Annotated in this window: 23 protein-coding genes; 7 read left to right on the plus strand and 16 right to left on the minus strand. The window is 73.1% G+C overall.

From position 1 onward, the window contains the following. Positions 1-128 precede the first annotated feature (128 nt). A complete protein-coding gene (gene fdhD / locus J2S55_RS10395; protein ID WP_306859212.1) occupies positions 129-977 on the plus strand; it encodes a formate dehydrogenase accessory sulfurtransferase FdhD in 849 nt (282 codons plus the stop codon). 115 nt (positions 978-1,092) lie between these two features. On the opposite strand, the gene J2S55_RS10400 is transcribed toward fdhD, so the two are convergent. The 4 genes from J2S55_RS10400 to J2S55_RS10415 form a co-directional block, all read right to left on the minus strand. Then, complete coding sequence (locus J2S55_RS10400; RefSeq protein ID WP_306859215.1) at positions 1,093-1,548, minus strand: GNAT family N-acetyltransferase; 456 nt, start codon at positions 1,546-1,548, stop codon at positions 1,093-1,095. A gap of 49 nt (positions 1,549-1,597) precedes the next feature. Further along, on the minus strand, positions 1,598-4,237 hold the full coding sequence (locus J2S55_RS10405; RefSeq protein ID WP_306859217.1) for a phosphoenolpyruvate carboxylase: 2,640 nt from the start codon (positions 4,235-4,237) through the stop codon (positions 1,598-1,600). A gap of 65 nt (positions 4,238-4,302) precedes the next feature. Beyond that, on the minus strand, positions 4,303-6,021 hold the full coding sequence (locus tag J2S55_RS10410) for a hypothetical protein (protein ID WP_306859219.1): 1,719 nt from the start codon (positions 6,019-6,021) through the stop codon (positions 4,303-4,305). After that, entirely contained in the window at positions 5,997-6,782 is a 786-nt protein-coding gene (locus J2S55_RS10415; RefSeq protein WP_306859220.1) for an ABC transporter ATP-binding protein, read from the minus strand. The genes J2S55_RS10410 and J2S55_RS10415 overlap by 25 nt, the downstream gene beginning before the upstream one ends. A gap of 243 nt (positions 6,783-7,025) precedes the next feature. Here J2S55_RS10415 and J2S55_RS10420 point away from each other — a divergent pair, with 243 nt between their 5' ends. The 5 genes from J2S55_RS10420 to J2S55_RS10440 all read left to right on the plus strand — a co-directional run bounded on the left by J2S55_RS10420 (position 7,026) and on the right by J2S55_RS10440 (position 11,846). After that, positions 7,026-8,618 (plus strand): acyl-CoA carboxylase subunit beta, encoded by a 1,593-nt coding sequence (locus J2S55_RS10420; RefSeq protein WP_306859222.1) that lies wholly within the window; start codon positions 7,026-7,028, stop codon positions 8,616-8,618. After that, positions 8,615-8,812 (plus strand): acyl-CoA carboxylase subunit epsilon, encoded by a 198-nt coding sequence (locus tag J2S55_RS10425; RefSeq protein ID WP_306859224.1) that lies wholly within the window; start codon positions 8,615-8,617, stop codon positions 8,810-8,812. Before J2S55_RS10420 ends, J2S55_RS10425 begins: the two co-directional genes overlap by 4 nt. 101 nt (positions 8,813-8,913) lie before the next feature. Next, positions 8,914-9,861, plus strand: coding sequence for an NYN domain-containing protein (locus tag J2S55_RS10430; protein ID WP_306859226.1), 948 nt, complete (start codon positions 8,914-8,916; stop codon positions 9,859-9,861). Positions 9,862-9,930: 69 nt separating this feature from the next. After that, the gene (locus J2S55_RS10435; RefSeq protein WP_306859229.1) at positions 9,931-11,331 is read left to right on the plus strand and encodes a DNA-3-methyladenine glycosylase 2; all 1,401 of its coding nucleotides are present in this window, start codon (positions 9,931-9,933) and stop codon (positions 11,329-11,331) included. Further along, positions 11,331-11,846, plus strand: coding sequence for a methylated-DNA--[protein]-cysteine S-methyltransferase (locus tag J2S55_RS10440; RefSeq protein WP_306859231.1), 516 nt, complete (start codon positions 11,331-11,333; stop codon positions 11,844-11,846). Before J2S55_RS10435 ends, J2S55_RS10440 begins: the two co-directional genes overlap by 1 nt. Positions 11,847-11,884: 38 nt before the next feature. Here the strand turns inward: J2S55_RS10440 and J2S55_RS10445 are convergent, their stop codons facing one another. The 12 genes from J2S55_RS10445 to J2S55_RS10500 all read right to left on the minus strand — a co-directional run bounded on the left by J2S55_RS10445 (position 11,885) and on the right by J2S55_RS10500 (position 22,700). After that, complete coding sequence (locus J2S55_RS10445; RefSeq protein ID WP_306859233.1) at positions 11,885-12,814, minus strand: hypothetical protein; 930 nt, start codon at positions 12,812-12,814, stop codon at positions 11,885-11,887. Continuing rightward, complete coding sequence (locus tag J2S55_RS10450) at positions 12,811-13,443, minus strand: hypothetical protein (RefSeq protein WP_306859235.1); 633 nt, start codon at positions 13,441-13,443, stop codon at positions 12,811-12,813. Before J2S55_RS10450 ends, J2S55_RS10445 begins: the two co-directional genes overlap by 4 nt. Before the next feature lie 83 nt (positions 13,444-13,526). Further along, entirely contained in the window at positions 13,527-16,433 is a 2,907-nt protein-coding gene (locus J2S55_RS10455) for a BTAD domain-containing putative transcriptional regulator (RefSeq protein WP_306859237.1), read from the minus strand. 125 nt (positions 16,434-16,558) lie between these two features. After that, positions 16,559-16,987, minus strand: a complete 429-nt coding sequence (locus J2S55_RS10460; RefSeq protein WP_306859239.1) for a pilus assembly protein TadG-related protein — start codon at positions 16,985-16,987, stop codon at positions 16,559-16,561. Further along, positions 16,984-17,526: a TadE/TadG family type IV pilus assembly protein gene (locus J2S55_RS10465; protein ID WP_306859241.1), complete on the minus strand. Its 543-nt coding sequence runs from the start codon at positions 17,524-17,526 to the stop codon at positions 16,984-16,986. Before J2S55_RS10465 ends, J2S55_RS10460 begins: the two co-directional genes overlap by 4 nt. Then, positions 17,517-17,936 (minus strand): TadE/TadG family type IV pilus assembly protein, encoded by a 420-nt coding sequence (locus J2S55_RS10470; RefSeq protein WP_306859243.1) that lies wholly within the window; start codon positions 17,934-17,936, stop codon positions 17,517-17,519. Before J2S55_RS10470 ends, J2S55_RS10465 begins: the two co-directional genes overlap by 10 nt. Further along, on the minus strand, positions 17,917-18,165 hold the full coding sequence (locus J2S55_RS10475; RefSeq protein WP_306859245.1) for a Flp family type IVb pilin: 249 nt from the start codon (positions 18,163-18,165) through the stop codon (positions 17,917-17,919). Before J2S55_RS10475 ends, J2S55_RS10470 begins: the two co-directional genes overlap by 20 nt. A 2-nt stretch (positions 18,166-18,167) precedes the next feature. Next, the gene (locus J2S55_RS10480; RefSeq protein WP_306859247.1) at positions 18,168-19,103 is read right to left on the minus strand and encodes a type II secretion system F family protein; all 936 of its coding nucleotides are present in this window, start codon (positions 19,101-19,103) and stop codon (positions 18,168-18,170) included. Then, positions 19,096-19,983 carry a type II secretion system F family protein gene (locus J2S55_RS10485; RefSeq protein ID WP_306859249.1) on the minus strand — a complete coding sequence of 296 codons (888 nt, stop codon included), beginning with the start codon at positions 19,981-19,983 and terminating at the stop codon, positions 19,096-19,098. The genes J2S55_RS10480 and J2S55_RS10485 overlap by 8 nt, the downstream gene beginning before the upstream one ends. Beyond that, positions 19,980-21,281 carry a TadA family conjugal transfer-associated ATPase gene (locus J2S55_RS10490; RefSeq protein ID WP_306859251.1) on the minus strand — a complete coding sequence of 434 codons (1,302 nt, stop codon included), beginning with the start codon at positions 21,279-21,281 and terminating at the stop codon, positions 19,980-19,982. The genes J2S55_RS10485 and J2S55_RS10490 overlap by 4 nt, the downstream gene beginning before the upstream one ends. After that, positions 21,278-22,033 carry a hypothetical protein gene (locus J2S55_RS10495; protein ID WP_306859253.1) on the minus strand — a complete coding sequence of 252 codons (756 nt, stop codon included), beginning with the start codon at positions 22,031-22,033 and terminating at the stop codon, positions 21,278-21,280. The genes J2S55_RS10490 and J2S55_RS10495 overlap by 4 nt, the downstream gene beginning before the upstream one ends. A 1-nt stretch (position 22,034) precedes the next feature. Next, the gene (locus J2S55_RS10500; RefSeq protein WP_306859255.1) at positions 22,035-22,700 is read right to left on the minus strand and encodes a hypothetical protein; all 666 of its coding nucleotides are present in this window, start codon (positions 22,698-22,700) and stop codon (positions 22,035-22,037) included. 372 nt (positions 22,701-23,072) lie between these two features. Here J2S55_RS10500 and J2S55_RS10505 point away from each other — a divergent pair, with 372 nt between their 5' ends. Next, positions 23,073-23,339 carry a hypothetical protein gene (locus tag J2S55_RS10505; protein WP_306859257.1) on the plus strand — a complete coding sequence of 89 codons (267 nt, stop codon included), beginning with the start codon at positions 23,073-23,075 and terminating at the stop codon, positions 23,337-23,339. The last annotated feature ends 154 nt before the right edge of the window (positions 23,340-23,493 follow it).

Consider the following 23,493-nt stretch of genomic DNA (forward strand, 5'->3'; position numbering starts at 1 on the left):
CCTGTTACCGAATTACGGCAATGACCTGGGAATACTGTGACCGTGGGTGAGGAGTGGCCCCGAGGGCGGCTGTCCGCACAGGTGGGGCGGGGGAAGATGGGACACGTGCGGAGCGGGACGGAGCGTTCATGAATGGCGTCACGAGGCCGGGGCCGACCACGCGGACCCGGATCCGGCAGGTGTCGGCCGGGGCCGTCAGCGACCACCGTGACGACCTGGCCACCGAGGAGCCCCTGGAGATCCGGATCCAGGCCGGCGCGGCCCGCCGCACGGTCGCCATCACCATGCGGACCCCGGGGCACGACTTCGAGCTGGCCGCGGGGTTCCTGCACGGCGAGGGGCTCGTCGCGGCGGAGGAGGTCTCCTCCATCGCCTACTGCACCGACGACGACGTGGCGCCCGAGGCGCGCTACAACACGGTGACGGTACGGCTGCGCGGCGGGCGGCTGCCCGACCTGCCCGCCCTCGACCGGCATTTCATGACGTCGAGCGCCTGCGGCGTCTGCGGCACCGCCAGCCTCGACGCCCTGCGCGGCCGCTGCTCCCCGCTGCCCGCCCAGGAGGACCTGCGCATCTCTCCCGAGACCCTGTACGGCCTGCCGCACCGGCTGCGGGAGGGCCAAGGCGTGTTCGGCAAGACCGGGGGGCTGCACGCAGCCGGGCTGTTCACCGCCGGAGGGGAGCTCCTGGCGATCCGCGAGGACGTGGGGCGGCACAACGCGGTGGACAAGCTGGTCGGCTGGGCCCTGATGGGCGGGAGGCTGCCGCTGGGCGGGCACATCCTGATGGTCAGCGGGCGCAGCAGCTACGAGATCATGCAGAAGGCCCTGGCCGCGGGCGTGCCGGTCGTCTGCGCGGTCTCCGCCCCCTCCTCCCTGGCCGTCGACCTGGCCAGGGAGTTCGGGATGACGCTGGTCGGTTTCCTCCGCGAGGAGCGCTTCAACCTCTATTCGGCCCCGGAGCGGGTCCTCCCCTGAGCCCCGTCGCTCACGGTGCGACCGGCCCGCCGGACTCCCCGGCCGGCCGGTTCAGCGCCTCCCGCCTCGGCAGCGCGGCGGCGAGGCCGGCGGGCCGTCCCGTCACGGGGACGGCTCAGCCGTCGAGCCGTTTCGCCATGAAGACCACATCACGCGGTCCCGACCTGCGACGTTCGGTGATCTCGTAGCCCAGGCGCAGGTAGAGCGCGATGTTCGGCTCCATCCGGGCGTTGGTGTACAGCCGCAGCGCCCCCAGGCCCGCCGTACGGGCCCGGTCCTCGGCGAAGGCCAGCAGGCGCCTGCCGAGCCCCCGGCCGTGCCGGCCGGGGGCGACCGCCACGTTGTCCACCAGCAGCACGCCGTCCTCGGGGACCAGCACGATCAGCCCGGCGATCCCCTCCCCCGGCTCGTCCTCCTCCAGCAGATGGACGTGGCCGGCCGCGACGTGCGCGGCGTAGTCGTCGTCCATCGGCTTGGGGCGGATCCCGATCAGGTCCGCCCACGGCTGGTAGGCCGCCGCCACGAGCTCCTCGACCGCCGGCACGTCGCCGGGCCGGGCGGGACGGATCACCGGACCTCCTCGGCCGCGGGGCCCGCGGGGCCCGGCGGCGGGCAGGCCGTCATCCGGTGTTCTGCAGACCGGCGGCGACGCCGTTGACCGACAGCAGCAACAGCGTGGACAGCCGCTCGCGCTCCTCCTCCGACAGCCCGTCGTCGGCGCGGAGCGTCGACAGGGCACGGAGCTGGAGATGGGAGAGCGCGTCCACGTAGGGGTCGCGGAGCTGGACCGCGCGCGACAGCACCCGGCGGTTCTCCAGCAGGCGGCTGTGACCGGTGATCTCCAGGACCAGGCGGCGGGTGAGGTCGTACTCGTGCAGGACCTGCTCGACGAAGTCGTCCCGGCCGCCCAGCGCGAGGTAGCGGGCCGCGATGTCGCGGTCGGTCTTGGCCAGCGACATCTCCACGTTGTCCAGCAGCGAGGCGAACAGCGGCCACTCGCGGTAGGCGGCGCGCAGCTCGTCCAGGCCGGACTCGGAGATCACCGCCTCCAGGCCGCTGCCCAGGCCGTACCAGCCGGGCAGGTTGACCCGGGTCTGGGCCCAGGCGAACACCCACGGGATGGCCCGCAGGTCGTCGAGGGAGCGGGGCGCCCCGAGGCCGCGCCTGGCGGGGCGGGAGCCCAGCCGGAGCGAGCCGATCTCCTCCAACGGACTGACCAGGGAGAACCACTCGGGGAAGCCGGGCGCCTCGGTCAGCGACCGGTAGGCCTTCTCCGAGGCGGAGGCGACCTGCTCGGCGACCCCCCGGAAGCGCCCGGCGGCCTCGGCCGTACGGGCCTCGATGGACGGGGTGGAGGCCAGCAGCACCGCCGAGGTGACCTGCTCCATGTGGCGGCGGGCGATGGCGGCGTGGCCGTAGCGGGCGAAGATGACCTCGCCCTGCTCGGTCACCTTGAAACGGCCGCCGACCGAGCCCGGGGCCTGGGCGAGCACGGCCCGGTTGGCCGGCCCGCCGCCCCGGCCCAGCGCGCCGCCCCGGCCGTGGAACAGCGTCAGCCGCACCTCGTGCTCGGCGGCCCACGCGGCCAGCGCCTCCTGCGCCTCGTACAGCTTCAGGGTCGCGGCGGCCGGGCCGAGCTCCTTGGCGGAGTCGGAGTAGCCGAGCATGACCTCCAGGCGCCGGCCGGCGGCGGCCAGACGGGCCTGGATGCCGGGGATCTCCAGCATCCCCGACAGCACCGCGGGGGCGTTGGCCAGGTCGGCGCCCGACTCGAACAGCGGGACCACGTCGAGCTGCGGCGCCTTGTCGCCGAGCGCGTGCTCGGCCAGCGCGTAGACCGCGGCGATGTCGTCGGCCGAGCGGGTGAAGGAGACGACGTAGCGGGAGCAGGCGGTCACGCCGTAGCGCTCCTGGATCCAGCCGATCGTGCGGATGGTGGCCAGCACCTCGTCGGTGCGCTCGGAGGTCCGCCCCTCGGCGAGCTCGGCCAGCGCGGCGGCGTGGACCTGCGAGTGCTGGCGCACCTCCAGCTCGGCCAGGTGGAAGCCGAACGTCTCCACCTGCCAGATCAGGTGCTGCAGCTCGCCGTACGCCTGCCGCCTCGCCCCGGCCGCGACCAGCGACGCCTGGGCGGCCCGCAGGTCGGCCAGGAGCTCCTCGGGCGAGCGGTAGGCCAGGTCGAGGCCGCGCTGCCGGGTGGCCGCGATCCGGGCGGCCACGAACAGCAGCCACTGCCGGTGCGGCTCCTGCGGGGAGCGGGTGGCCATCTCCGAGACCAGGTCGGGGTGGTCGTTCTCGGCGGCGGCGAGCGCGGCGCGCAGCTCCGCCGAGGCAGGGGTGTAGCCGGTGGTCAGCGTGAGGGTCCGGGCGATCCGGTGGGTGGCGTTCTCCAGGGCGATCAGCACGTGCTCGGCCTGGATGAGCACGGCGTCTCTGGTCACCTTGGCGGTGACGTTGGGATTGCCGTCGCGGTCGCCGCCGATCCAGCTCCCGTAGCGGATGAAGGGGCGGGCCAGCGGCTCGCGGGTGCCGGTGCCCTCGCCGAGCGCGGCGTCCAGCGAGCGGTAGACCATCGGCACCACCCGGAACAGGGTCTCGTCGAAGGCCGCCATGGCGGTGCGGACCTCGTCCAGCGGGTCGAGCTTGGTCGACCTGAGCTGGGAGGTCCGCCAGAGCAGGTCGATCTCCTCCAGCAGCCGCCGCCGGGTCTCGGCCCGCTCGGCGGCGCCCCGCTCGGGGCTGTTGTAGGCGGCGAGCTGGTCGCTGATGCGCTGGATCGCGGTGACCACCGCGCGCCTGCGGGCCTCGGTCGGGTGCGCGGTCAGCACCGGGTGCAGCCGCAGCCCCTCCACCAGCTCGCCGACGCGCTCGCCGCCGAGCTCCTGGACGGCCTGCGCCAGGGACTCGGGCAGCGGCTCCTCGCCGGTGTCGCGGATCCGGAGCGTGCGGATGCGGAAGTGCTCCTCGGCCAGGTTCGCCAGATGGAAGTAACAGGTGAACGCCCGGGCGATCTGCACCGCCCGATCGACGGGCCACTCGGCGACCATCGCGGTGATCTCGTCGACCGAGACCTTCCCGCGACGGGCCGCGATGACGGCCTTGCGTAGACGTTCGACATCGGCGAGCAGATCATCGCCGCCGTACTCGGCGATCACCTGCCCCAGGAGCTCGCCGAGCAGCCGCACGTCCGCGCGCAGCGCGTCGGGCATCTCGGTGACGGCGGAAGAACGTTCTGCCTGCTGGTGCGCGATTGCGGACATGTTTGCCAGCGTAGCCAGTCCGTTTTCTCCGGCGGAGACTGGTCTCACCTATTGGACTAGACCATTCAGTTCGGCTGCGAGGTCGCCGCCAGGATCTCGGGATATCGCCGGAACCCGAGGTCACCGGCGATCCGGCGGCCGCCCCAGGAGATCAGCAGGCCGTACGGCAGGGCCAGGGCGCTGACCCAGGTGAGGCCGAGCAGGACCGGCAGCGCGACCGGCAGCGCCAGCAGGCTGCTGCCGATCATCGCGCCGAAGGAGGCGGCGAAGGCGACGCCGCCCTGTCCTGGCGCGGCGCCGGTGAAGGCGTTGAGCCGCTCGGGCACCGTGTACGGCAGGAGCACACTCGTCATGGCCCCCACCCCGAGCCCGACGCCGAGGACGCCCCACGCGGTGAGCGCGGCCGGGAGGGCCCACCGGAGGTCTCCGGCGAGGACGGCGGCGACCACGGCCAGCACGGCCAGCGTCGGGGCCGCGATCGTCACGACGGCCAGGTGCCGCCCGGCGAGGTCGGCCCGCCAGTCCCGGCCGGTGCCGTAGATCATGGAGTTCATCCACAGCGAGCGGCCGTCGATGCCGAAGGAGTTGGACGTCTGCAGGCCGATCATCACCGCGCCGAGGCAGGCGGGGGCGATCGCCATGGCCATGCCGGTCGGCCCGGACCCGTCACCGCGGGTCAGGGAGAAGGACATGATGCCGGTGACTGCGATGGCGGCGAACCAGCCGACCCGGCCCCGGGGGTCACGGCGGGCGTACTTGAGCTCCTTGGTGGCGACCGCGGCGAGCGGCCCGTCGGGCAGGACGCGCGCCAGCAGGCCCCTGGAGTTGCGGACCGAGGCGGCCTCGGTGGAGGCGTCGGTCGTCACCAGCGCCCGGCGGAGCGCCGCGATCCAGAGCCGGCCGATCACGACGACCAGGACCGCGAGGAAGGCCAGCTCGCCGGCCGCCACGGCGCCGCCGTCGGTGATGGCGTGCGCCGCCATGCCGGGCGGGGTCCAGCGGAGCACCGAGGCGACCTCACGCAGCATCCCGGCCGGGTCGCCCGCCAGGCCGCCGTTGAGCAGCAGGTTGGGGAGCTGCGCGGCCAGGATGAAGAAGATCACCGAGACGGCGAGCACGTCCCGGCCCCGGCGGGTGCGCAGGATGCCGGACAGGGAGGTGGTGACCAGCCGCGAGGTGACGATGCAGAGCGCGAACTGCAGCAGCACCGCGACGGCGCCCAGGAGCACCCCGCCGGCCCCGGTGGCCAGGCCCGCGACCGCCCCGGCCGTGACGACCAGCGTGGCGATCGGCCAGACCCCGGTGACCGAGGCGGCGAACATGCCGGCGGCGAGCTGGCCGGTCCGCAGCGGGAACAGCGACAGCCGGGACGGGTCGAGCGTGTCGTCCAGGCCGAACGCCAGCAGCGGGACGATCACCCAGCCCGTCAGGAAGACGGTGAACAGCACGGTCACGACGTCCGCCGCGATGTCGGCGGGCGCGAAGCGGAGCATGCTCATCCCGAGGAACCCGAGAGTCGCCACGGTGAGCGCGGCGATCACGGTGAAGACGAATCCGAGCAGCCGCTCGGTGCTGCCGCGCAGGTTCCCGGCGACCAGCCGGAGCTTGAGCCGGACGAAGACCGCGGGCCCCACCCGGACGGGGGCGTCCGCGCCGCGTTCCGGGCCCGCCGCGCCCGTGCGGGGGCCGCCGGCGTGCGGACCGCCGCCCGCCGCGCTCATGCCGGGGCCGTCCATCCGGCCGTCACCGCCCGCCGCGCTCATGCCGAGGTCGCGCCCAGCCATGACAGGCCCTCCCCTCCGCCACCGCCGTCGTCGCCGCGGACGCCGACCAGTCCGAGGAACGCCTCGTTGAGGCTGCGCCCCGCGCGGACCTGGTCCAGCGGGCCCTGGGCGACGATCTGGCCACGGTTCATCACCGAGACCCAGTCGCACAGACGCTCGACGAGCTCCATCACGTGGCTGGAGAAGACGACGGTCGAGCCGGAGGCGGTGTAGCGTCGGAGCACCTCGACCAGCGTGTTGGCGCTGACCGGGTCGACGCCCTCGAACGGCTCGTCCAGGAAGAGCACCCTGGGGTTGTGCAGCAGCGCGGCGGCCAGACCGATCTTCTTGCGCATGCCGGTCGAGTAGTCGACGACGAGCTTGTCGGCCGACTCCGCCAGGTCCATGACCCGCAGCAGCTCCTCGGCCCGCTGCTCCACCTCGGCCTTGGGGATGCCCCGGAGCTGGCCGTTGTAGGAGAGCAGCTCCCGGCCCGACAGCCGCTCGAACAGGCGCAGGCCCTCGGGGAGCACGCCGATGCGGCCTTTGACGGGGACCGGGTCGCGCCAGACGTCGAGGCCGTCGATATGGACGGCGCCGCCGTCCGGGCGGAGCAGGCCGGTGACCATGCTGAGCGTGGTGGTCTTGCCGGCGCCGTTGGGACCGACCAGACCGGCGAAACTGCCACGCGGCACGATGAGGTCGACACCGCCCACGGCCACCTGCTGCCCGAATCTCTTGAAGAGCTGCTGCGTGCGTACCGCGTCGGCTATGTCGGTCATGACACCCACTTTGGCAGAATTTCCGATTTTGAGGATCAGGTCTCCGGCCGGGCAACGAACGGCCGCCCCCGATAGTTCGCCGTGTCAGGAAACGGTTACCCTGCTGAGGATGGGCGGGTGCCGGGGCGCGACCGGCGCGCCGGACGGAGTGCGGTGCCGGAGACGGCGTGCCGCACCCGCCGGGATCACCCGGAGCGGGATCACCCGGAGACCGTGTGGAGCGGATAGGAGTGGAAGAACCCGATGAGCGCTGAGCCGGTGGCCGCCGGGATCGACATTCACACCACGGCCGGCAAACTCGCCGACCTGGAACGGCGCCTGGACGAGGCGGCTCACGCCGGCTCCGCGCGCGCGGTGGACAAGCAGCACGCCAAGGGCAAGATGACCGCCCGGGAGCGGGTGCTGGAGCTGCTGGACGACGACAGTTTCGTGGAGTTCGACGAGCTGGCCAGACACCGGTCCACGAGTTTCGGCCTGGAGCGCGAGCGCCCGTACGGCGACGGCGTGGTGACCGGCTACGGCACGGTCGACGGCCGTCCGGTGGCGGTGTTCGCCCAGGACTTCACGGTGTTCGGCGGATCGCTGGGCGAGGTCTTCGGCGAGAAGATCGTCAAGGTGATGGACCACGCGCTGAAGACCGGCTGCCCGGTGATCGGCATCAACGACTCCGGCGGGGCGCGCATCCAGGAGGGCGTCGTCTCCCTGGGCCTGTACGCCGAGATCTTCAAGCGGAACGTGCACGCCTCCGGGGTGATCCCGCAGATCTCACTGATCATGGGCCCGTGCGCGGGCGGCGCCGTCTACTCGCCCGCGCTCACCGACTTCGTGCTGATGGTGTCGGAGAAGTCGCACATGTTCATCACGGGCCCCGACGTCATCAAGACGGTCACCGGCGAGGAGGTGACGTTCGAGGAGCTCGGCGGCGCGCACACGCACAACTCCAGGTCGGGCGTGGCCCACTACGAGGCCGCCGACGAGGCCGACTGCCTGGAGTTCGCCAGGGCGCTGCTGTCCTACCTGCCCTCCAACAACCTGGACGAGGCTCCGGCCTTCGACGTGGATCCGGTCCTTTCCACCACCGACGAGGACCGCGAGCTCGACACGCTGATCCCGGATTCGGCGAACCAGCCCTACGACATGCACACGGTCATCGGGCACGTCCTCGACGACGCCGAATTCCTTGAGGTGCACGCGCAATTCGCGCCCAACATCGTCGTGGGTTTCGGTCGGGTCGAAGGGCGTTCCGTGGGGGTCGTGGCCAACCAGCCGCTGAGTTTCGCCGGGACGCTGGACATCGCCGCTTCGGAGAAAGCCGCGAGATTCGTCCGGACGTGCGACGCCTTTAACATTCCGGTGCTGACATTCGTGGACGTTCCCGGCTTCCTTCCGGGCACCGACCAGGAATGGAACGGAATCATCCGCCGCGGCGCCAAGCTGCTCTACGCCTACGCCGAGGCGACCGTGCCGCTGGTCACGGTGATCACCCGCAAGGCGTACGGCGGGGCCTACGACGTCATGGGCTCCAAGCACCTGGGCGCCGACGTCAATCTGGCCTGGCCGACCGCGCAGATCGCGGTGATGGGCGCGCAGGGCGCGGTCAACATCCTCTACCGGCGGGAGCTGGCCGCGGCCGACGATCCCGACGCCCAGCGGGCCCGGCTCGTCACCGAGTACGAAGACACCCTCGCCAACCCGTATCTCGCGGCCGAACGTGGGTATGTGGACGCCGTGATCCGCCCGTCCGAGACCCGAGTCCAGATCGTCAGGGCACTGCGCGCCCTGCGCAACAAGCGCACGAGCCTGCCCCCGAAGAAGCATGGGAACATCCCGCTATGACGCACCTGAGGATCGTCCGTGGGGACGCGACGCAAGAGGAGATCGCCGCACTGGTGATCGCGCTCGCGTCACAGGCGGATCCGGCGCCGAAAGCCGTACGGAAGACCGGAACCTGGCGTAATCCCACACATCGCATGCGAAAACCTCTTCCGATCGGACAAGGCGCATGGAGATCAAGCGGACTGCCGAGATAGATCCCAAGAACGGGGTGTCAAGTTGCGCGAGAGTTGGGACTATCTAAGAAATGGGCGCATATAGTCAGCCGATCAGCTAGTTCCGAGGCCTGGAGGACGACATGACCATCCTGGACCTCAGCTCCCATCCCGTCGCCGCGAAGTACGCAGTCTTGGTGGACGTGGGGTATCTGTACGCGGCGGCGGGGGAAGTGCTTCTCGGCGCCAAGGAGCGCAAAGAATACCGCGTCGCGGCTGACGAGCTCATCCAGGCGCTGCAGAAACACGCCGAGACCCGCATTCACGGCGAGCTGCTGAGGATCTACTGGTACGACGCCGCGCGCGACCGGGTGCCGACCGTGGACCAGCGCGTCATCGCCCAGCTCCCCTGGGTCAAGGTGCGCCTGGGCAACCTCAACGCGCGGGGCCAGCAGAAGGGTGTGGACGCGCAGATCAGGAGCGACCTGGAGGCGCTGGCCAGGCATCACGCGGTGAGCGACACGATCCTGCTGGCCGGGGACGAGGACATGGTCCCCGCCGTCGAGGCCGCCCAGGCCTACGGCGTCCGGATCCACCTGTGGGGCGTCGAGCCGCCCTACGGCACCAACCAGGCCGAGCGCCTCGTCTGGGAGTCCGACACCGTCGAGATCATCACCGCCGACTTCCTCCGCTCCTTCTTCAGCCGCACCCCGGTCCCCGTCCCCGTCCCCGCCGCCCCGGTGGCCCCCTCCCCCGCCCAGGTCTTCGCCGCCCGCACCCCCGCCGCGGTCAAGCCCAAGGCACCCGTCGGCCAGATCGCCAAGCTCGGCCCCAGCCGCCCCCGGGTCGAGGAGGTCGGCGAGCACGTGGCCCAGAAGTGGATCCTCACCCGCGGCCGCGACAACATCCGCGACCTGCTCCCCGGCCCGATCCTCCCCACGGTCATCGACACCGAGCTCCTCATCGAGGCGGAGAAGGAGCTCGGCCACTCCCTGCGCCCCTACCCCGAGGCCAGGGTCTGGCTCCGCGACGGTTTCTGGGCCCGCGTCTACCGGGAATTCGAGATCGGAGTCGGCGTCTCCTCCAAGTGACCGGGCGCCTGACGGTCGCGTCCGATTCCCGCCAGTCGCCCGGAATGCGCTGCGGCTAACGTCGTCAGTGTGTCCGTGAGAGAGCTTGACTTCGATTCCTGTTACCGCGCGGTGACCGCGAGGGACGCCCGGTTCGACGGGCGGTTCTACACGGCGGTCACCTCCACGCACATCTACTGCCGGCCGATCTGCCCCGCCCGCACCCCCGCCTCCCGCAACGTGCGCTTCTACCGCCACGCGGCCTCCGCCGAGGCGGCCGGGTTCCGGCCCTGCAAGCGCTGCCGGCCCGAGCTCAGCCCCGGCGACCCCGGCTGGGACCACCGGGGCGACCTGATCGGCCGGGCGCTCCGGCTCATCGACGAGGGCGTGGCCGACGACGGCGGGGTCGGGGAGCTGGCCAGGCGGCTGCACATCACCGAGCGGCACCTGCACCGGCTGTTCACCACCGAGATCGGCGTCGGGCCGCTGGCCGTCGCCAGGACCAAGCGGCTGCTGCTGGCCAAGCAGTTGCTGACCGAGACCGGGCTGTCGATCACCGACGTGGCGTTCGCCTCGGGGTTCGGGAGCGTGCGGCAGTTCAACGCGACCATGAAGGAGACCTACGGCTTCACCCCCGGCGAGCTGCGGATCACGGCGGGCCGGGCGGTCACCGACAACACGCTGACGCTCCGGCTGCACCGGCGCGAGCCGTACGAGGCGGAGTCGCTGATGCGCTTCCTCGGCGCACGGGCGATCCCCGGGCTGGAGCACGTCGACGAGACGGGCTACCGCCGGGCCGTCCCGGGCGGCACGGTCACCCTCACCCCGGCGCCCGGCCACGTCCGGCTGGAGGTGCGCCTCGACGACACCCGCCACCTGGCCCGCATCGTCGCCCGCTGCCGCCGCCTCCTCGACCTCGACGCCGACCCCGAGGCCATCGCCGACGCCCTCGGCCAGACCTCCCTGGCCGGCCTGGTCGCCGCCCGTCCCGGCCTGCGGGTCCCGGGCGCCTGGGACGGCTTCGAGGTGGCCGTCCGCGCCGTGGTCGGCCAGCAGATCTCCGTCGCCGGCGCCCGCACCATCCTCGGCCGCATCGTCGGCCGGGCCGGCCGCCCCACCGGCGCCGAGGAGCTCACCCACCTGTTCCCCACCCCCGACGAGCTCATGGGGGCCGACCTCGACGGGCTCGGGATGACCGGACGGCGGGTGGCCACGCTGAAGGCGCTCGCCGCGAGGGTGGCGGCCGGGGAGATCGACCTGGACGGGGCCCAGGAGCCCGGGGAGGCCGTGGCCCGGCTGCTGGAGGTGCCGGGCATCGGACCGTGGACGGCCAGCTACATCGCGCTGCGGGCGCTGGGGGACCCGGACGCGTGGCCCGTGGGAGACCTCGGGCTGCGGCGGGCCATGGCGGACCTGGGCATCCCGGAAGAGCACATCGAGCGGTGGCGCCCCTGGCGGGCCTACGCCGCGCTACACCTATGGAGTTCGTGATGATCGAGGCACAGATCCTCCCCACCCCGACCGGCCCGCTGGCGCTGCTCTCGCACGAGGGGGTCATCGTCGCGGCGGGCTTCACCGCCGACCCGTCCGAGATGTTCGCCCGGCTCTCGCCCCGGCTGCAGGAGTCCGGCCTGCGCCAGGTGGCGGACCTGGGCCGTCCGGCGCAGGCCGTACGTGACTACCTGGACGGCGACCTGACGGCCCTCGACGACGTCGAGCTGACGCAGCCGGGGACGCCCAAGCGGCAGCGGCTCCTGACGGCCCTGCGCCAGGTCCCGCCCGGGGTCACGATCAGCTACGCCGAGCTCGCCGAGCGGGCGGGGATGCCGAGGACGGCGGCCAGGGCCGCCGGGGCGGCGTGCGCGCAGAACCTGATCGCGCCGTTCGTCCCCTGCCACCGCATCCTGCCCTCCACCGGCGGCTTCGGCGGCTACTACTACGGCACGCCGGTCAAGCGGTGGCTGCTCACCCACGAGAACGCGCTCGCCCAGACCAGCGTCCTGTAGGCGGCCGGCCCGCGCGCCGGGCCGGCCCCCTCCTGGCGTCACCTGGTCCCGGTGACGGTGCTCTGCACCTCGCCCACCTCGACGTCGCGGGTGGCGCCCGCCTCGATCGGGTCGTAGGCGAAGGGCACCACGTTGTCCTGCACCTGGACGGGCCAGACCGAGGTGACGGTCAGCGTGTAGACCTCACGCGGCTGGTCGGCGGAGGCGCGCAGGTATCGGACGCCGCAGGTGAACTTGCCGCCCTTGACGTACGGCTTGCCGCCCGGCCCGCAGTCCTCCTTGACCTCGGCGCGGTCGGCGGTCGTGCCCGCGTCTATCTTGACGTCCCGCAGGGTGGCGGTCACGGTCGCGCTCATGAACCCCGGGATCGTGGCCGTCACCGACCGGGTGGGCGCGCCGATGCCGCCCAGCCATACCCAGGTCGGCAGGTTGACGTAGCTCCTGGCGTCCGGATTGAGCTGGATCTTCGGCTCGGGCACGGTCAGCGCGGCGCGGGCGATCTCGACGAGCTCGGCGATGGTGATCCCGCTGGGCGGGGTCGTGCCGGGCGGCACCCACACGAAGGGGTCGAGCCCGTTCCAGCAGGACACCCCGTCGGGATCGGCCCCGTTGTAGGCGGGCTTCCACCAGCGGCCCTCCTTGCCGGCCTTGTCCTTGAACTGCTTGAGGAACTCCTGGAACTTCTCCTCCGTGGCGCCCGGGGTGTAGCGGAACCACAGATTCCGCAGCGCCTCCTGGTCCTTCAGCGTCTTGTCGGCACCCTTGTCGGGTTCGTACCAGCAAGGGCGCTTGATCCGGTAGCCGTCGCTCTTGCCGCTGAGCCCGGTCCCGGTGATGATGATCTTGGAGTTCTGTAGGCGGACCCCGGCGGTGCGGCCGTCCTGGAAGCCCTCGCCGCCGCCGCCCCCGGGATCGGCGCCCACCGGGGCGAGCAGCAGCAGTCCCGCGAGGGCCACATTCATGATCATCGAAGACATCCCTTCGCGCGTTCGCTGGGAAGTTCCGCGTGCCGGAGCAGCTTGATCCGCCAGGCCCCGTCGTCGCCCTTCCGCACCCCGGCGAGCTGGAAGTAGGGCTCCCTGGTCCAGTCGGGCTGCTCGCCGACCGCCTCGCCGGTCCCGGAGTCCACGAGCCGCATCCCCGACTCGTCCACGCACACGTCGAGCTGCGCCCCGGGGCCGGTGACCGAGCTGACGTTCAGCGCGTACAGGCGGGCGGTCCCGCGCACCGACCTGCGCTGGTCCAGGAACTCCTGGACCCACGAGTAGGCGTCCCGGCTGGCGCCGTCCTGGACCGTCTCCAGGTAGGCGGTGTCGCGGCCCCCGGTGACGACGGCCTTGAACGACCCGGCGAAGTAATCGCGGAAGACGTTGATCATCCCGGTGGTGTCGGGGTCGGCCACGGCGGGCCACTCCACCACCACCTGGACGCCGGGCGCGACCTCGACCGTCTCCACCCGGGGGGTGGGCGCGGCCCGCACCGAGGTGCTCGGGGCGCTCGCCGGGAGGTCGACGGGGGTGAACGGCCGGGGGGCGGGCGAGGAACAGCCCACCACCGGCACGAGCAGAGCCAGCGCCACCACCGCACGCACAGCCACCGGCCGCACAGCCACCGCACGCACACGCAGCGCACGCACAGCCATGACGCGCATACCCATTGCACGCACAGCCACCGGCCCGCTCATGCCGACGGCGCCGAACGTATCCGCCACGAGGGCAGCAGCTCGTCGATGAGCGCCTCCGTCTCCGGCGCCATCCCGCCCGCGCCGTGGTGGGACGCCCGCCGGTGCAGGGCCTCGGCCACGGCCCGCAGCCTGCCGGGGTCACCGGTGAGATGGGTGGCCCGCAGCAGGTCTCTCCAGAGTCCTTCGTCGTCGGCGGCCAGCAGCAGCCCGGCCCGCGCCGCCGCGACGGCCTGGGCCGCCTCGCCGTCGGCCAGCCGTATCTCGCAGAGCCGGTGAGCGGCGTCCGCGACGGCGGCGGTCACGTCGTACTCCAGGTCGTCGGCGGCCAGCCAGGCGTAGCGGCCGCGCGGGCGGCCGTTCAGCAGCGGGCCGCGCACCAGGTTCAGGGCCTTCTCCAGCAGTACGGCGCGCAGGGCGGGATCGGCGTGCGAGCGGCGGACGGACTCGCGGAAGAGCATCCAGTCGGTCCGCACCTCGGGGCCGAGCCGGAGCCGCCCCGACTCGTCGGCGTAGAGGTTGGGCCGCCCGGCGCTGTCGGTGCCCAGCCACGCGACGACCCTGGCGATCGTGGCGTCCCTGACCACCGGCTGCACGCCCCGCGGCCAGAGGATCCCGCCGAGCACCACCGGGTGGACGCCGCCCGGGTGGGTCGCCAGGTAGACGACGAGCTCGACGGCGAGCACCGCCCGCCCCTCCTCCATCGGCGGCGGACCGGTGATCTCGGCCGCGCCGAGGATCCGCACCTCGATCGAGGGCGTCTGCGGGACCGGCTCCGGCCCGTCGGGCAGGAGCTCCCCGTCGAGCCGCCCGGCCGTGTGGAACAGGTCGACCAGCGCCCGGTAGTGGCGGCGGGGCAGCAGCTGCGCGGTCACCTCGAAGCCGAGCGCGTCCACCGTGGCCCGGCCGTCGTCGGTGATCTCCCAGTTCCAGGTGGCGTGCGGGACCTCGCCCGCCACGACGTATCCGGCGGCCGTGCGGACGCCCTTGCGGGCGAGCACCGCCAGGCGGCGGCCCTCCTCGGCGCTCGGGGCGACCGCGGACAGCACGTAGTGCGGCGGCCAGATCGGGTCGGCGGCGCGGCCGTGGACCCGGCCGGTGAGCACCTCGCCGCCGTGGCCCCGCTCCTCGGCCGTGGCCTCCAGCTCGGGCAGGATCTCGGCGAGACTGCCCGCGCAGCGGATCCGGTCGGGGGCGATCACGGCGAGCTCCTCCCCGAAACCGACGAGCGTGACGCGCATCCGGTCCGACCAGCGGTTGGTGGCCAGCTCCACGGCGAGCGCGGCGAGCGCGGCGGTGCTCTGGGCGCCGCTGAGGCTGATCAGCCCGTGGGCCGCCTCCAGGTCGACGAGCACCCGGCCCTCGCCGTTGGAGCCCAGCGAGACCAGGCCCGGATACGGCGCCGGCGCGCCGGCGAGCGCCTGCTCGTCGAGCATCCGTCCCTCGTGGGCCGGCAGCCGCCACACCTGCCCACCGTCGTGGGCGGCCCAGGGGGCCGGGGCGTCGCGGTCGGGCGGGTGGATCCACAGGTCGAGGGTCCGCGAGGACAGGTGCGCGGCGTAGATCGTGGGCGGGACGCGGTCCTGGGCCGCCAGAGACCTGCCGAGCAGCCGCAGCCCGATGTCCAGCATCCGGCTGCCCGGAGCGTCGGCGCCCAGCCGCAGCGCCAGCTCGGCCTGGGCCGCGTCGTCCCTCGGCCGGACGATCCGGTGCCCGAACGCCCGGTACCACAGCTGCCGCCGGCGCCTGCGGCCGAGCGCCGCCAGCAGCCCGGCCGCCGCCAGGGAGGCCCCCGCCAGGTAGTCGAGCAGCTCCAGCCCGGAGTCCTGACCGCCGGGGTCGGCGGCCACGGACGGGTCGTGCCCGGTGCCGCGCTCCGGGGCCTGCTGCCCGGCGCCACCGGGATCGGCCGCCGTGCGGGACTCCCGCCCGGCGCCGCGCTCGGTGGCGGGCTCCTGGGGGGAGCGCCGGGAGGGATCCGCGGGGACCCGGCCCGTCTCGGCGTTCTCCCCGCCGCCGGGGACGACGGAGGTGTCCGAAGGGCGGGAGACGTCCGGCCGCGCCTCCGCCGGGAGATCCGCCCGGTCGGGGGTGAGGGTCCGGGCGCGGCCGTCGAGCTCCACCGGCTTGCCCGGGTGCTCCTTGAGGGTGTCGTCGCGGGGCTGGTCGGCCGGGACGATGTGGATGTTCCGGGCGTCGTCCGGCATGTCCAGCACCCAGCCGGGCCTGATCAGGTCGGCCATGTGGAGGCGGCTGCCGTCGGGCTGCTCCTTGTGCTGATTGAGCCGGTAGATCTCCGGATAGCGCCGCCCGTCGCCGAGGCACTTCTCGGCGATCTCCCACAGGCTCTCGTGGTGCCGGCCGTGCGGCGGCTGGACCACGTAGACCTTCTTGGCCTTCCCCACCGGCACCAGCGGCGCCCGCTCCTCGGCGACCGGCGCCGGCAGCGCCGACAGCGCGGCCGCCGCGGCGACGGCGGGGCGGGCGGGCGGCGGGCCGCCGGCCTTCGCGATCGGCACGACCACCGCCGACACGGTGAACAGCACCAGCACCGCCGAGACCAGCCGGTTGGCCAGCGCCTGGGTGCTCCCGGAGAGCGGGACCCTGGCCGGCATGCCGACCCGCCGCAGCCCGGCGTAGACCTCGACGATCACGCAGACGGCCAGCTGCAGCCAGGCCAGCCAGACCAGCAGCACGAGGATCGCGACGATCGTGCCGGTGCCGACCTGGCTGGTCAGCAGGTCGAGGTCGAGCAGCTCGGGCGGGAGCGGCGGCCCGGCCAGCCGGAGCAGGGCGTAGGGGACCCCGCCGAGCAGCGCGACCAGCGCGGCCAGCGCGCCGAGTCCGGCGAACAGGTCACCCGCGGTGCGCCTGGGCCTGATGCGCATGGGCTGTCGCGTGGGCATGAGTCTCCCTCCCCGTTCAGATTCGTCGTCCGTCACCCGCTCGGCCAGTGATTCGCCGCAATTGGTCTAGGGCGTCCGGGGCGGCCCTTCCCGCCCGCCGGGACCGCCGCGGCCGTGCCGGGCCATCAGACGTCCTCCCCCGTGTCGGGCCCGGCGGTGGCCTCGCCCTCCGCCTCGGAACCGGAGAAGCCGAAGGCGGCGAGGAAGAACGCCTCCCACGGCACCGAGACCCGCACGGTGACCTCGGCCTGGCCGCCGCCGACCGTGCACCCGGCGAGCTGGACGTCGTCGGTGCGGTGCGCGGAGACGATCTCCTCGGCCTCGGCGCAGACCGCGCCCCCCTCCAGCAGCCGGGCCTGGCCGGTGGCGCGCAGGTGCTCGACGTCGATCTGGTCGGCGGCCGCCCGGGCCGCCTGCTCGGCGATGTCGGCGGCCCGCAACCGGGCGTTGATGGCGGCCCCGCCGTCGACCAGGAGCCCGGCCAGCAGGAAGACCGCCACGGAGAAGATCACCGTGAAGACCGACATCGACCCCCGGTCACCCGCGCGGCTCACTCGACCCTCCGGAACTGCTCCAGCGGGACCACCGAGTCGCCCTTCATCTGCTTGGCGGCGCCGAAGCCGAGGAAGCCGAGATCCAGCGTGCAGGTCACCTCGGCCCGGACCTGGCCGCCCTCCTGCCAGTCCGTGCCGGCCAGGCTCACCTCGGGCTCGCACTCGCCCGACAGCGACTCCTCGGCGGTCCTGCCCGCGGCCTCCTCGGCCTCCGACAGCGTGCGCTCGACCGAGGCCGCCCTGGCCGCGTCCCTGGCCGCGCCGTTGACCTCGCCCTGGGCCTCCACCACCCTCCCCGCGCCGACCAGGAAGAGCAGGAACAGCAGGAAGACCGGGGCCAGCAGCACCGTCTCGGCCGTCAGCGACCCGCGTTCGCGGCCGCGCCGGGCCTGCCCGCGGCCGTACCGCGCCGGTCCACCGCCGCACCGCACCGGCCCGCGGCCGTACCGCGCCGATCCGCCACCACGCCGGGCCTGCCCGCGGCCGTACCGCGCCGGGCCGCCGCCGCGCCGGGAGAGAGCCGGGAGTGTCACGGGCATCCCTCGCTCCCGTCGTCGGGGCGGAAGCACTCGACCGGGCCGCCGAAGCGCGAGGTGATGGTGAACGTCGTGGCCGGCAGCAGCGGGACGACCTGGACCGCGGTGGCGGTGATCTCGACGCCCCGCTGGTCGCCCTCCTCCCAGGCGGTGACGGTGGCGCCGTCGAGGAGCTTGGGGCCGACGGCCCTGAGCACCTCGCCGGCCCGCTCCTCGGCGTCGTTCTCCCAGGAGTCGGTGTCGACCCGGGCGAGCCGGGCCCCTTCGCGGGCGGCCGCGTCGGCCACCTGGCGCCCGTGGAACCACAGGGCGAACTGCACGACGAGCAGGATGACGGCCAGCACCACCGGCATGATCATCGCCAGCTCGATGACGGCGGCGCCCCGCTGCCGGTCACGGCTCTCCGCCGCCACCCTGGTCACCTCCGCCGCCACCACCGCCGAACTGGTTGGAGATCTCCGCCTGTTTCCCCTCGACCAGGGTCTTGATGAGCGTGGCGAGGCCCAGCGCGACCCCGGCGATGATGGCCGTGATGATGACCCACTCGACGGCCGAGGCCCCTCGGGTGGGGGCGTTGCGCGCCCTGTCGATCCGCGTGCTCAGGAAGGCGGCCGTATAGACGATCCACGGATGGCTCAGCATGGTCAGGACCCCAACATCTTCATAGCGGCCGGAAAACTCAGGAAGATCACGAAGCCCGCGCAGAGCAGGAGCTGGGCGACGAGCATCGACTGGGACCGCTCACCCGCCTGCCCCTCCACCTCGGCGAGCTCACGCCGCCGCAGGGTCGCGGCGCGGGCGGTCAGGGACGCGCGGACCTTGGCGCCGTCGTCGGCGACCAGGCCGAGCGCGGCGGACAGGTCGCGCAGCTCGTCGACGTTGATCTCGTCGCCGAGCTGCCCGAGGGCCTGCCAGGGGGTGATGCCGACGATCCTGGCGTTGCCGAGCGCCTCGCGGATCCGGTTCATCGCCCAGTTGGCCCCCTCGTCGTCGGCGCCGGGGCTGCCCACCGAGACCGCCATCATCAGTGCCTCCGGCACGCCGCGCCCGCCCGCCAGGTTCATCGCGACCAGGTCCAGGAAGGCCCCGACGACGTGCCGGAAGTCGCGGCGCATCCGGGCCGCGTCGCGTTTGATCTGCAGGTCCGGCAGGACGAAGAAGACCCCGGCGACGGCGAGGGCGGCCCACAGCGGGATGGTGAGCGAGACGCCCCACTCCATCAGCACCAGCCAGCCGATCAGCAGCGGGAAGGCCAGCAGCCCCGAGGCGGCCAGCAGCATCTTGGTGGCCAGGAACCCCTCGAACGACCTGCCGAGCAGGGCCAGGTCGGCCTTCGCCGAGCGGGCCTCCCACCCCCGGGCCGCGTAGAAGCGCGCCAGCCGCACGCCGAGGCCCCGGCGGAAGGCGCTGACCTCCTCGTCGGGCAGGACGAGCTGCATGCGCGGGACGTCGGTGCCCTCCCTGGCGGCGTCCAGCGCCAGCAGCCGCGTCACGAGCCCGGGACGGGCGGGGAACAGCGCCCGGATGAGCAGGAAGAGGCCCAGCCCGAGCACCGATCCGGCCAGCAGCGGCTCAGTCATCGCGCATCTCTCCTCCCGAGGGCAGGCCCAGCAGGCGGGCGGGTTTGTCGAAGCGGGCCAGGCGGCGCATCCAGGCGAAGCCGGCGCCGAAGAACCCGGCGACCACCACGAGCACGGCCTGGCCGAGGGTGTTGTCGTACTCCTCGACGTAGGAGGGGTTGAACACCACCAGCGCGACGGCGAAGGCCAGGGCCGTACCGACCACGATCTGCACGCTGCGCCGGGTGGAGCGGCGCTCGGCCTCGACCCGGCGGCGCATGTCGAGCTCCTCCCGGGCCGAGACGGCGAGCGCGCCGAGCACGTCGCGCAGGCCGGGGCCGCGCAGCTTGGAGTTGAGGATCAGCGCGGCCACGACCAGGTCGGCCGAGGGGTCGTCGAGCTCGTCGGCGAACAGCCGCAGCGCGTCGGGCAGCGGCATCCGGGTGTGCAGGCGGTCCACCAGCGCGCGCAGGTGCGGGCGGAGCATGGGCGCCGCGGCCCGGATCGACGACGGGATCGCCTGCTCCAGACCCGCGGCCCCGGCGATGGTGTCGCGGAGCGACTCGGTCCAGGCGGCCAGTCCCTCCAGCCGCCGCATCGCCGTGCGCTCCTCGGCCGCGCCGCCGGACAGGCCCCGCCAGCCCAGGGCGAGGAGCACCGCCCCCACGGCCATGACCGGCCAGCCGGTCACCACGAGCACGAGCACGCCGGCGATGGCGCCCGCTGCCGACCGGGTGGACAGGGCCTTGAGGAGCCGGCGCCGGCCGGCCTTCTTGTCGGGGGCCGACGGCCGGGGGCGCGTGCCGTACAGGGCCAGGCCGAGCAGGAACAGCCCGGCGCCGACGGCCGCCCCGGCCAGCAGGGCCAGCGGGTCGAGCAGTCCGGGCGGCAGGGGGATCACCTCCAGCCTCCCGGGTCGTAGCCGTGGCGGGTGAGCTCCTCCAGGCAGGACAGCGGGGCGTGCGGCAGCACCCGGCCGTCGGGGGACTGCGCGAAGACCTCCGAGGAGAGCACCCTGCCGTCCACCCCGGCCACCTCCCGCACGCTCGACACGTAGCGGCGCAGCCGCCCGCCCGCCGCGTACTCGTTGCGCTTCTCGATGAAGACCACGAAGTCGATCGCGCCCGCGATGAGCATGTGGGTGGCCTCGATCGGCAGGCGCTCGGCGGCCTGGAGCGCGTAGGTGGCGATGCGGTTGAAGACCTCCATCGAGGAGTTGGCGTGGATGGTGGACAGCGAGCCGTCGTTGCCCTGGGTCATCGCGTTGAGCATGGTGACGATCTCGTCGCCGAGCACCTCGCCGACGATCACCCGGGACGGGTTCATCCGCAGCGAGCGGCGGACCAGCTCCGCCATGCTGATCTCGCCCTGGCCCTCGGAGTTGGGCAGCCTCTGTTCGAAGGCCACCACGTTGGGATGGAGCTCGGGGAACTGGTCGAGGCCGAGCTCCAGCGCGCGCTCCACGGTGATCAGCCGCTCGGACGGCGGGATCTCGTTGGCCAGCGCGCGCAGCAGGGTCGTCTTCCCGGCGTTGGTGGAGCCGGAGATCATGATGTTCTTCCTGGCGGCCACGGCGGCCGACAGGAAGCGGCCGACCTCCGGGGTGAGTGTGCCGTTGCCCACGAGGTCGCTCAGGAAGACCTTGCCCAGCCGGGAGCGGCGGATGGAGACCGACGGGCGGACCGTCACGTCCATCACCGCCGAGAGCCGGGAGCCGTCCGGCAGGCGCAGGTCGAGCTGGGGGTTGGCGGTGTCGAACGGCCTGCTGGACAGGCCGCTGTAGGCGGCGAGGATCTGGATCAGCTCGACCAGCTCCTCGTCGGACTCGGCCACCGGATCGCGCATGATCTCCTGGCCGTCGGCGTAGCCGACGAAGACCCGGTCGCAGCCGTTGATGTCGATGTTCTCGACCTCGGGGTCGTCCAGCAGCGGCTGCAGCCGGCCGACGCCGAACAGCGCCGCGTGGATCCCGGCGGCCAGCGCCTCCTCCTCCTCGGCCGTGGGAGGGGTCCGGCCGACGCCGATCTCGCCGCGCGCGAACTCCTCCAGGACCTGCGCGATCAGCGCGCGGGCGAACTGGCGCTCGTCCTCGCCGGTCATCGGCACCAGGCCGCTGGCCTGGTCCAAGCGGCGCTGGTGGGCCAGCCGGTCGCCGACCTCCTGCCGGAAGCGCTTCACCAGCGTGTGGTCGATGGTCATGCGGCCGGCTCCGGGGCGCGGACCTGGGCGGCCAGGCGGCCGGCGAGCTCCCGGGCGGTGCGGATCAGCAGGGAGCGGTCCAGGCGCCCGCCCCACTGGCCGCGCAGCAGCTCCGCGCCCTTGGGGTCGTGGGCGAGCCCGCTCACGAAGGCGGCCTCCCTGCCGGTGGCGGCGACGATCCGGCGGACCTCGTCGATCGTCGTGCGGTATTGCCGGGGGTCGGCGATCACCACCACCCCGACCTGCGGGTCGCGGGGCATCACCTGGAGGCGCTCGCGCAGGTGGGCGACGTGGTCCAGGCTCGCCCTGGTGAACAGCACCACCATCGCGGCCTCGGCGGTCAGCTCGGCCGTCTCGGGGTGGCCGCCGAGGCGGCCGCAGTCGGCCAGCACGTCGGCGTGGGGCAGGGCGGCCAGCGCCCGGCCGAGCGGGCCCCACAGCCACCTCAGCCCGGCGGCCTGCTCGCCGTGGGTCAGCCCGGTCAGCACGTCGAGGCCGCCGACGATCTTCTGGGTGTGTTCGTAGACCTGGTCGGGGTGGAGGCCGCGGCGGGCGGTGGCGCCCAGGGTGAGCAGGCCCCGCCCGGGATTGAGCACGCCGCCGTCGGCGGCGGGCAGGCGGTAGGCGATGTCCCCGCCGGCGGGGTCGCACTCGGCCAGCAGCACCGGGCGCGGCCAGACCGCGCCGAGCGCGGTGGCCGCCGTGGTCACGCCCGGCGCCCCCTTGTCGGCGGCCAGCACGATGAGCGCCACGTCAGCGCGCTCCCGGCAGCTCGGCCAGGGCGATCTCGCCGTTGGAGGCGTAGGCGGCGATCGTCGGCGACACCGTGGCGTCCACGATGATCGTCACCTGGCCGGACAGGCCGCTCTTGCTCTGGCCTCCGACGCTGTGGACGAGCGCGGCCTGGGCGAGCACGCGGCTCTGGGCGCCGGCCCCGCCGCCCCGGCCCGGCACGTGGATGACCTGGACCCGGTCGCCCTGCGCCAGGTTGGCCGGGAGCTGGCCCGGTTTGAGCGCCAGGCCCACCCGTGCCTTGCCCGGGCCCAGCTCCGCGCTCGCCGAGACGACCATCTCCCTGGTCAGCAGGGTCCCGGGCAGCAGGGTGACGCGGGCGTAGTGCTCCGAGACGCGGACGCTGTCGGCATAGGCCACGTAGCCGATGCCGGTGTCGGCGATCTGGACCTCCCGCATGGCGGCCCGGGGGATGCGCTGGCCGGTGCCGACCTGCTGGACGATCTGGATCGCCGAGACCCGGTCCCCGCTGCGCAGGACCAGCAGGGTGGTGGCCAGCGCGCCGCCCAGGATGAGCAGCAGGGCCAGGGCCGCGAGTGCGGGCCTGCGCTCGCGCGGGGGGACGGGGAGCTTGCGCGACGCCGGTCCGGAAAGGGCGGCCGCCGGGCCTTGCCGCTCGGAGTTCACCGGGGGGCGGCTCGTTGGCTTCTCACTGGTCCTCATGGGCAGGGGGACTCCCAGAGTGATCACAATATGGGGACTACGTGGTCGAATTTACGCCATTATGCGCACCGTGCCGATGAACTGCCGGACAAAAGCCAAGACCCATGCTCGTTTGATAGGAACGCCTCTGTCAACGCTGATCTGGAAGAAACTGACGGTTTGGCTAGGTGACAGCTGACTTATCAAGGTGATAAGGGATGGATTAACCCACGTAACAGGCTTCCCACTATTTACACCTTTCATTCCGGCAAATGTCTCGCCGCCTTCACTCCCCCGTCACCGGATCGCGCGTCTCCTACCACCCTGAACCCGTTCAAAATGTGCCATCCTTACGCCATGGCCAACTGGTTCAGGCGCGGCACACCGGGGTCAGGGCGGGTCCGGCTCCTCCGGACGGCGATCGGACGGCTACGCCGTCGCGGGGCCGAACGCGTCGCCGGCGCGCCGGCGACGGGGCGGGTCGTCGCGGGGCTGCACCGCGCGGCGGCCGGGCTGGCGGAGGTCGCCTCCGAGGTCAGCGCGTACGCCGGACTGCTGGAGGAGAAGGCCGGCGAGCTCCACGCCCGGACCCGGGCCCGGCGGGACCCCACAGGTCCCGGCTGAGTTTTCCACAGCTCCGCGCGGTGAATCCCCAGCCTCTCCGGAGCGCTCAAATCGGCAAACGCCCATTAAGAACGGCATAACCGGGCAACAGCGTCCGACAGTTGTCCACAGGCCGCCATGTTTTCCACATACCGGCCCGTGCCCCACGGCATTG

The sequence above is a fragment of the Streptosporangium brasiliense genome, assembly GCF_030811595.1.
GTDB lineage: Bacteria > Actinomycetota > Actinomycetes > Streptosporangiales > Streptosporangiaceae > Streptosporangium > Streptosporangium brasiliense.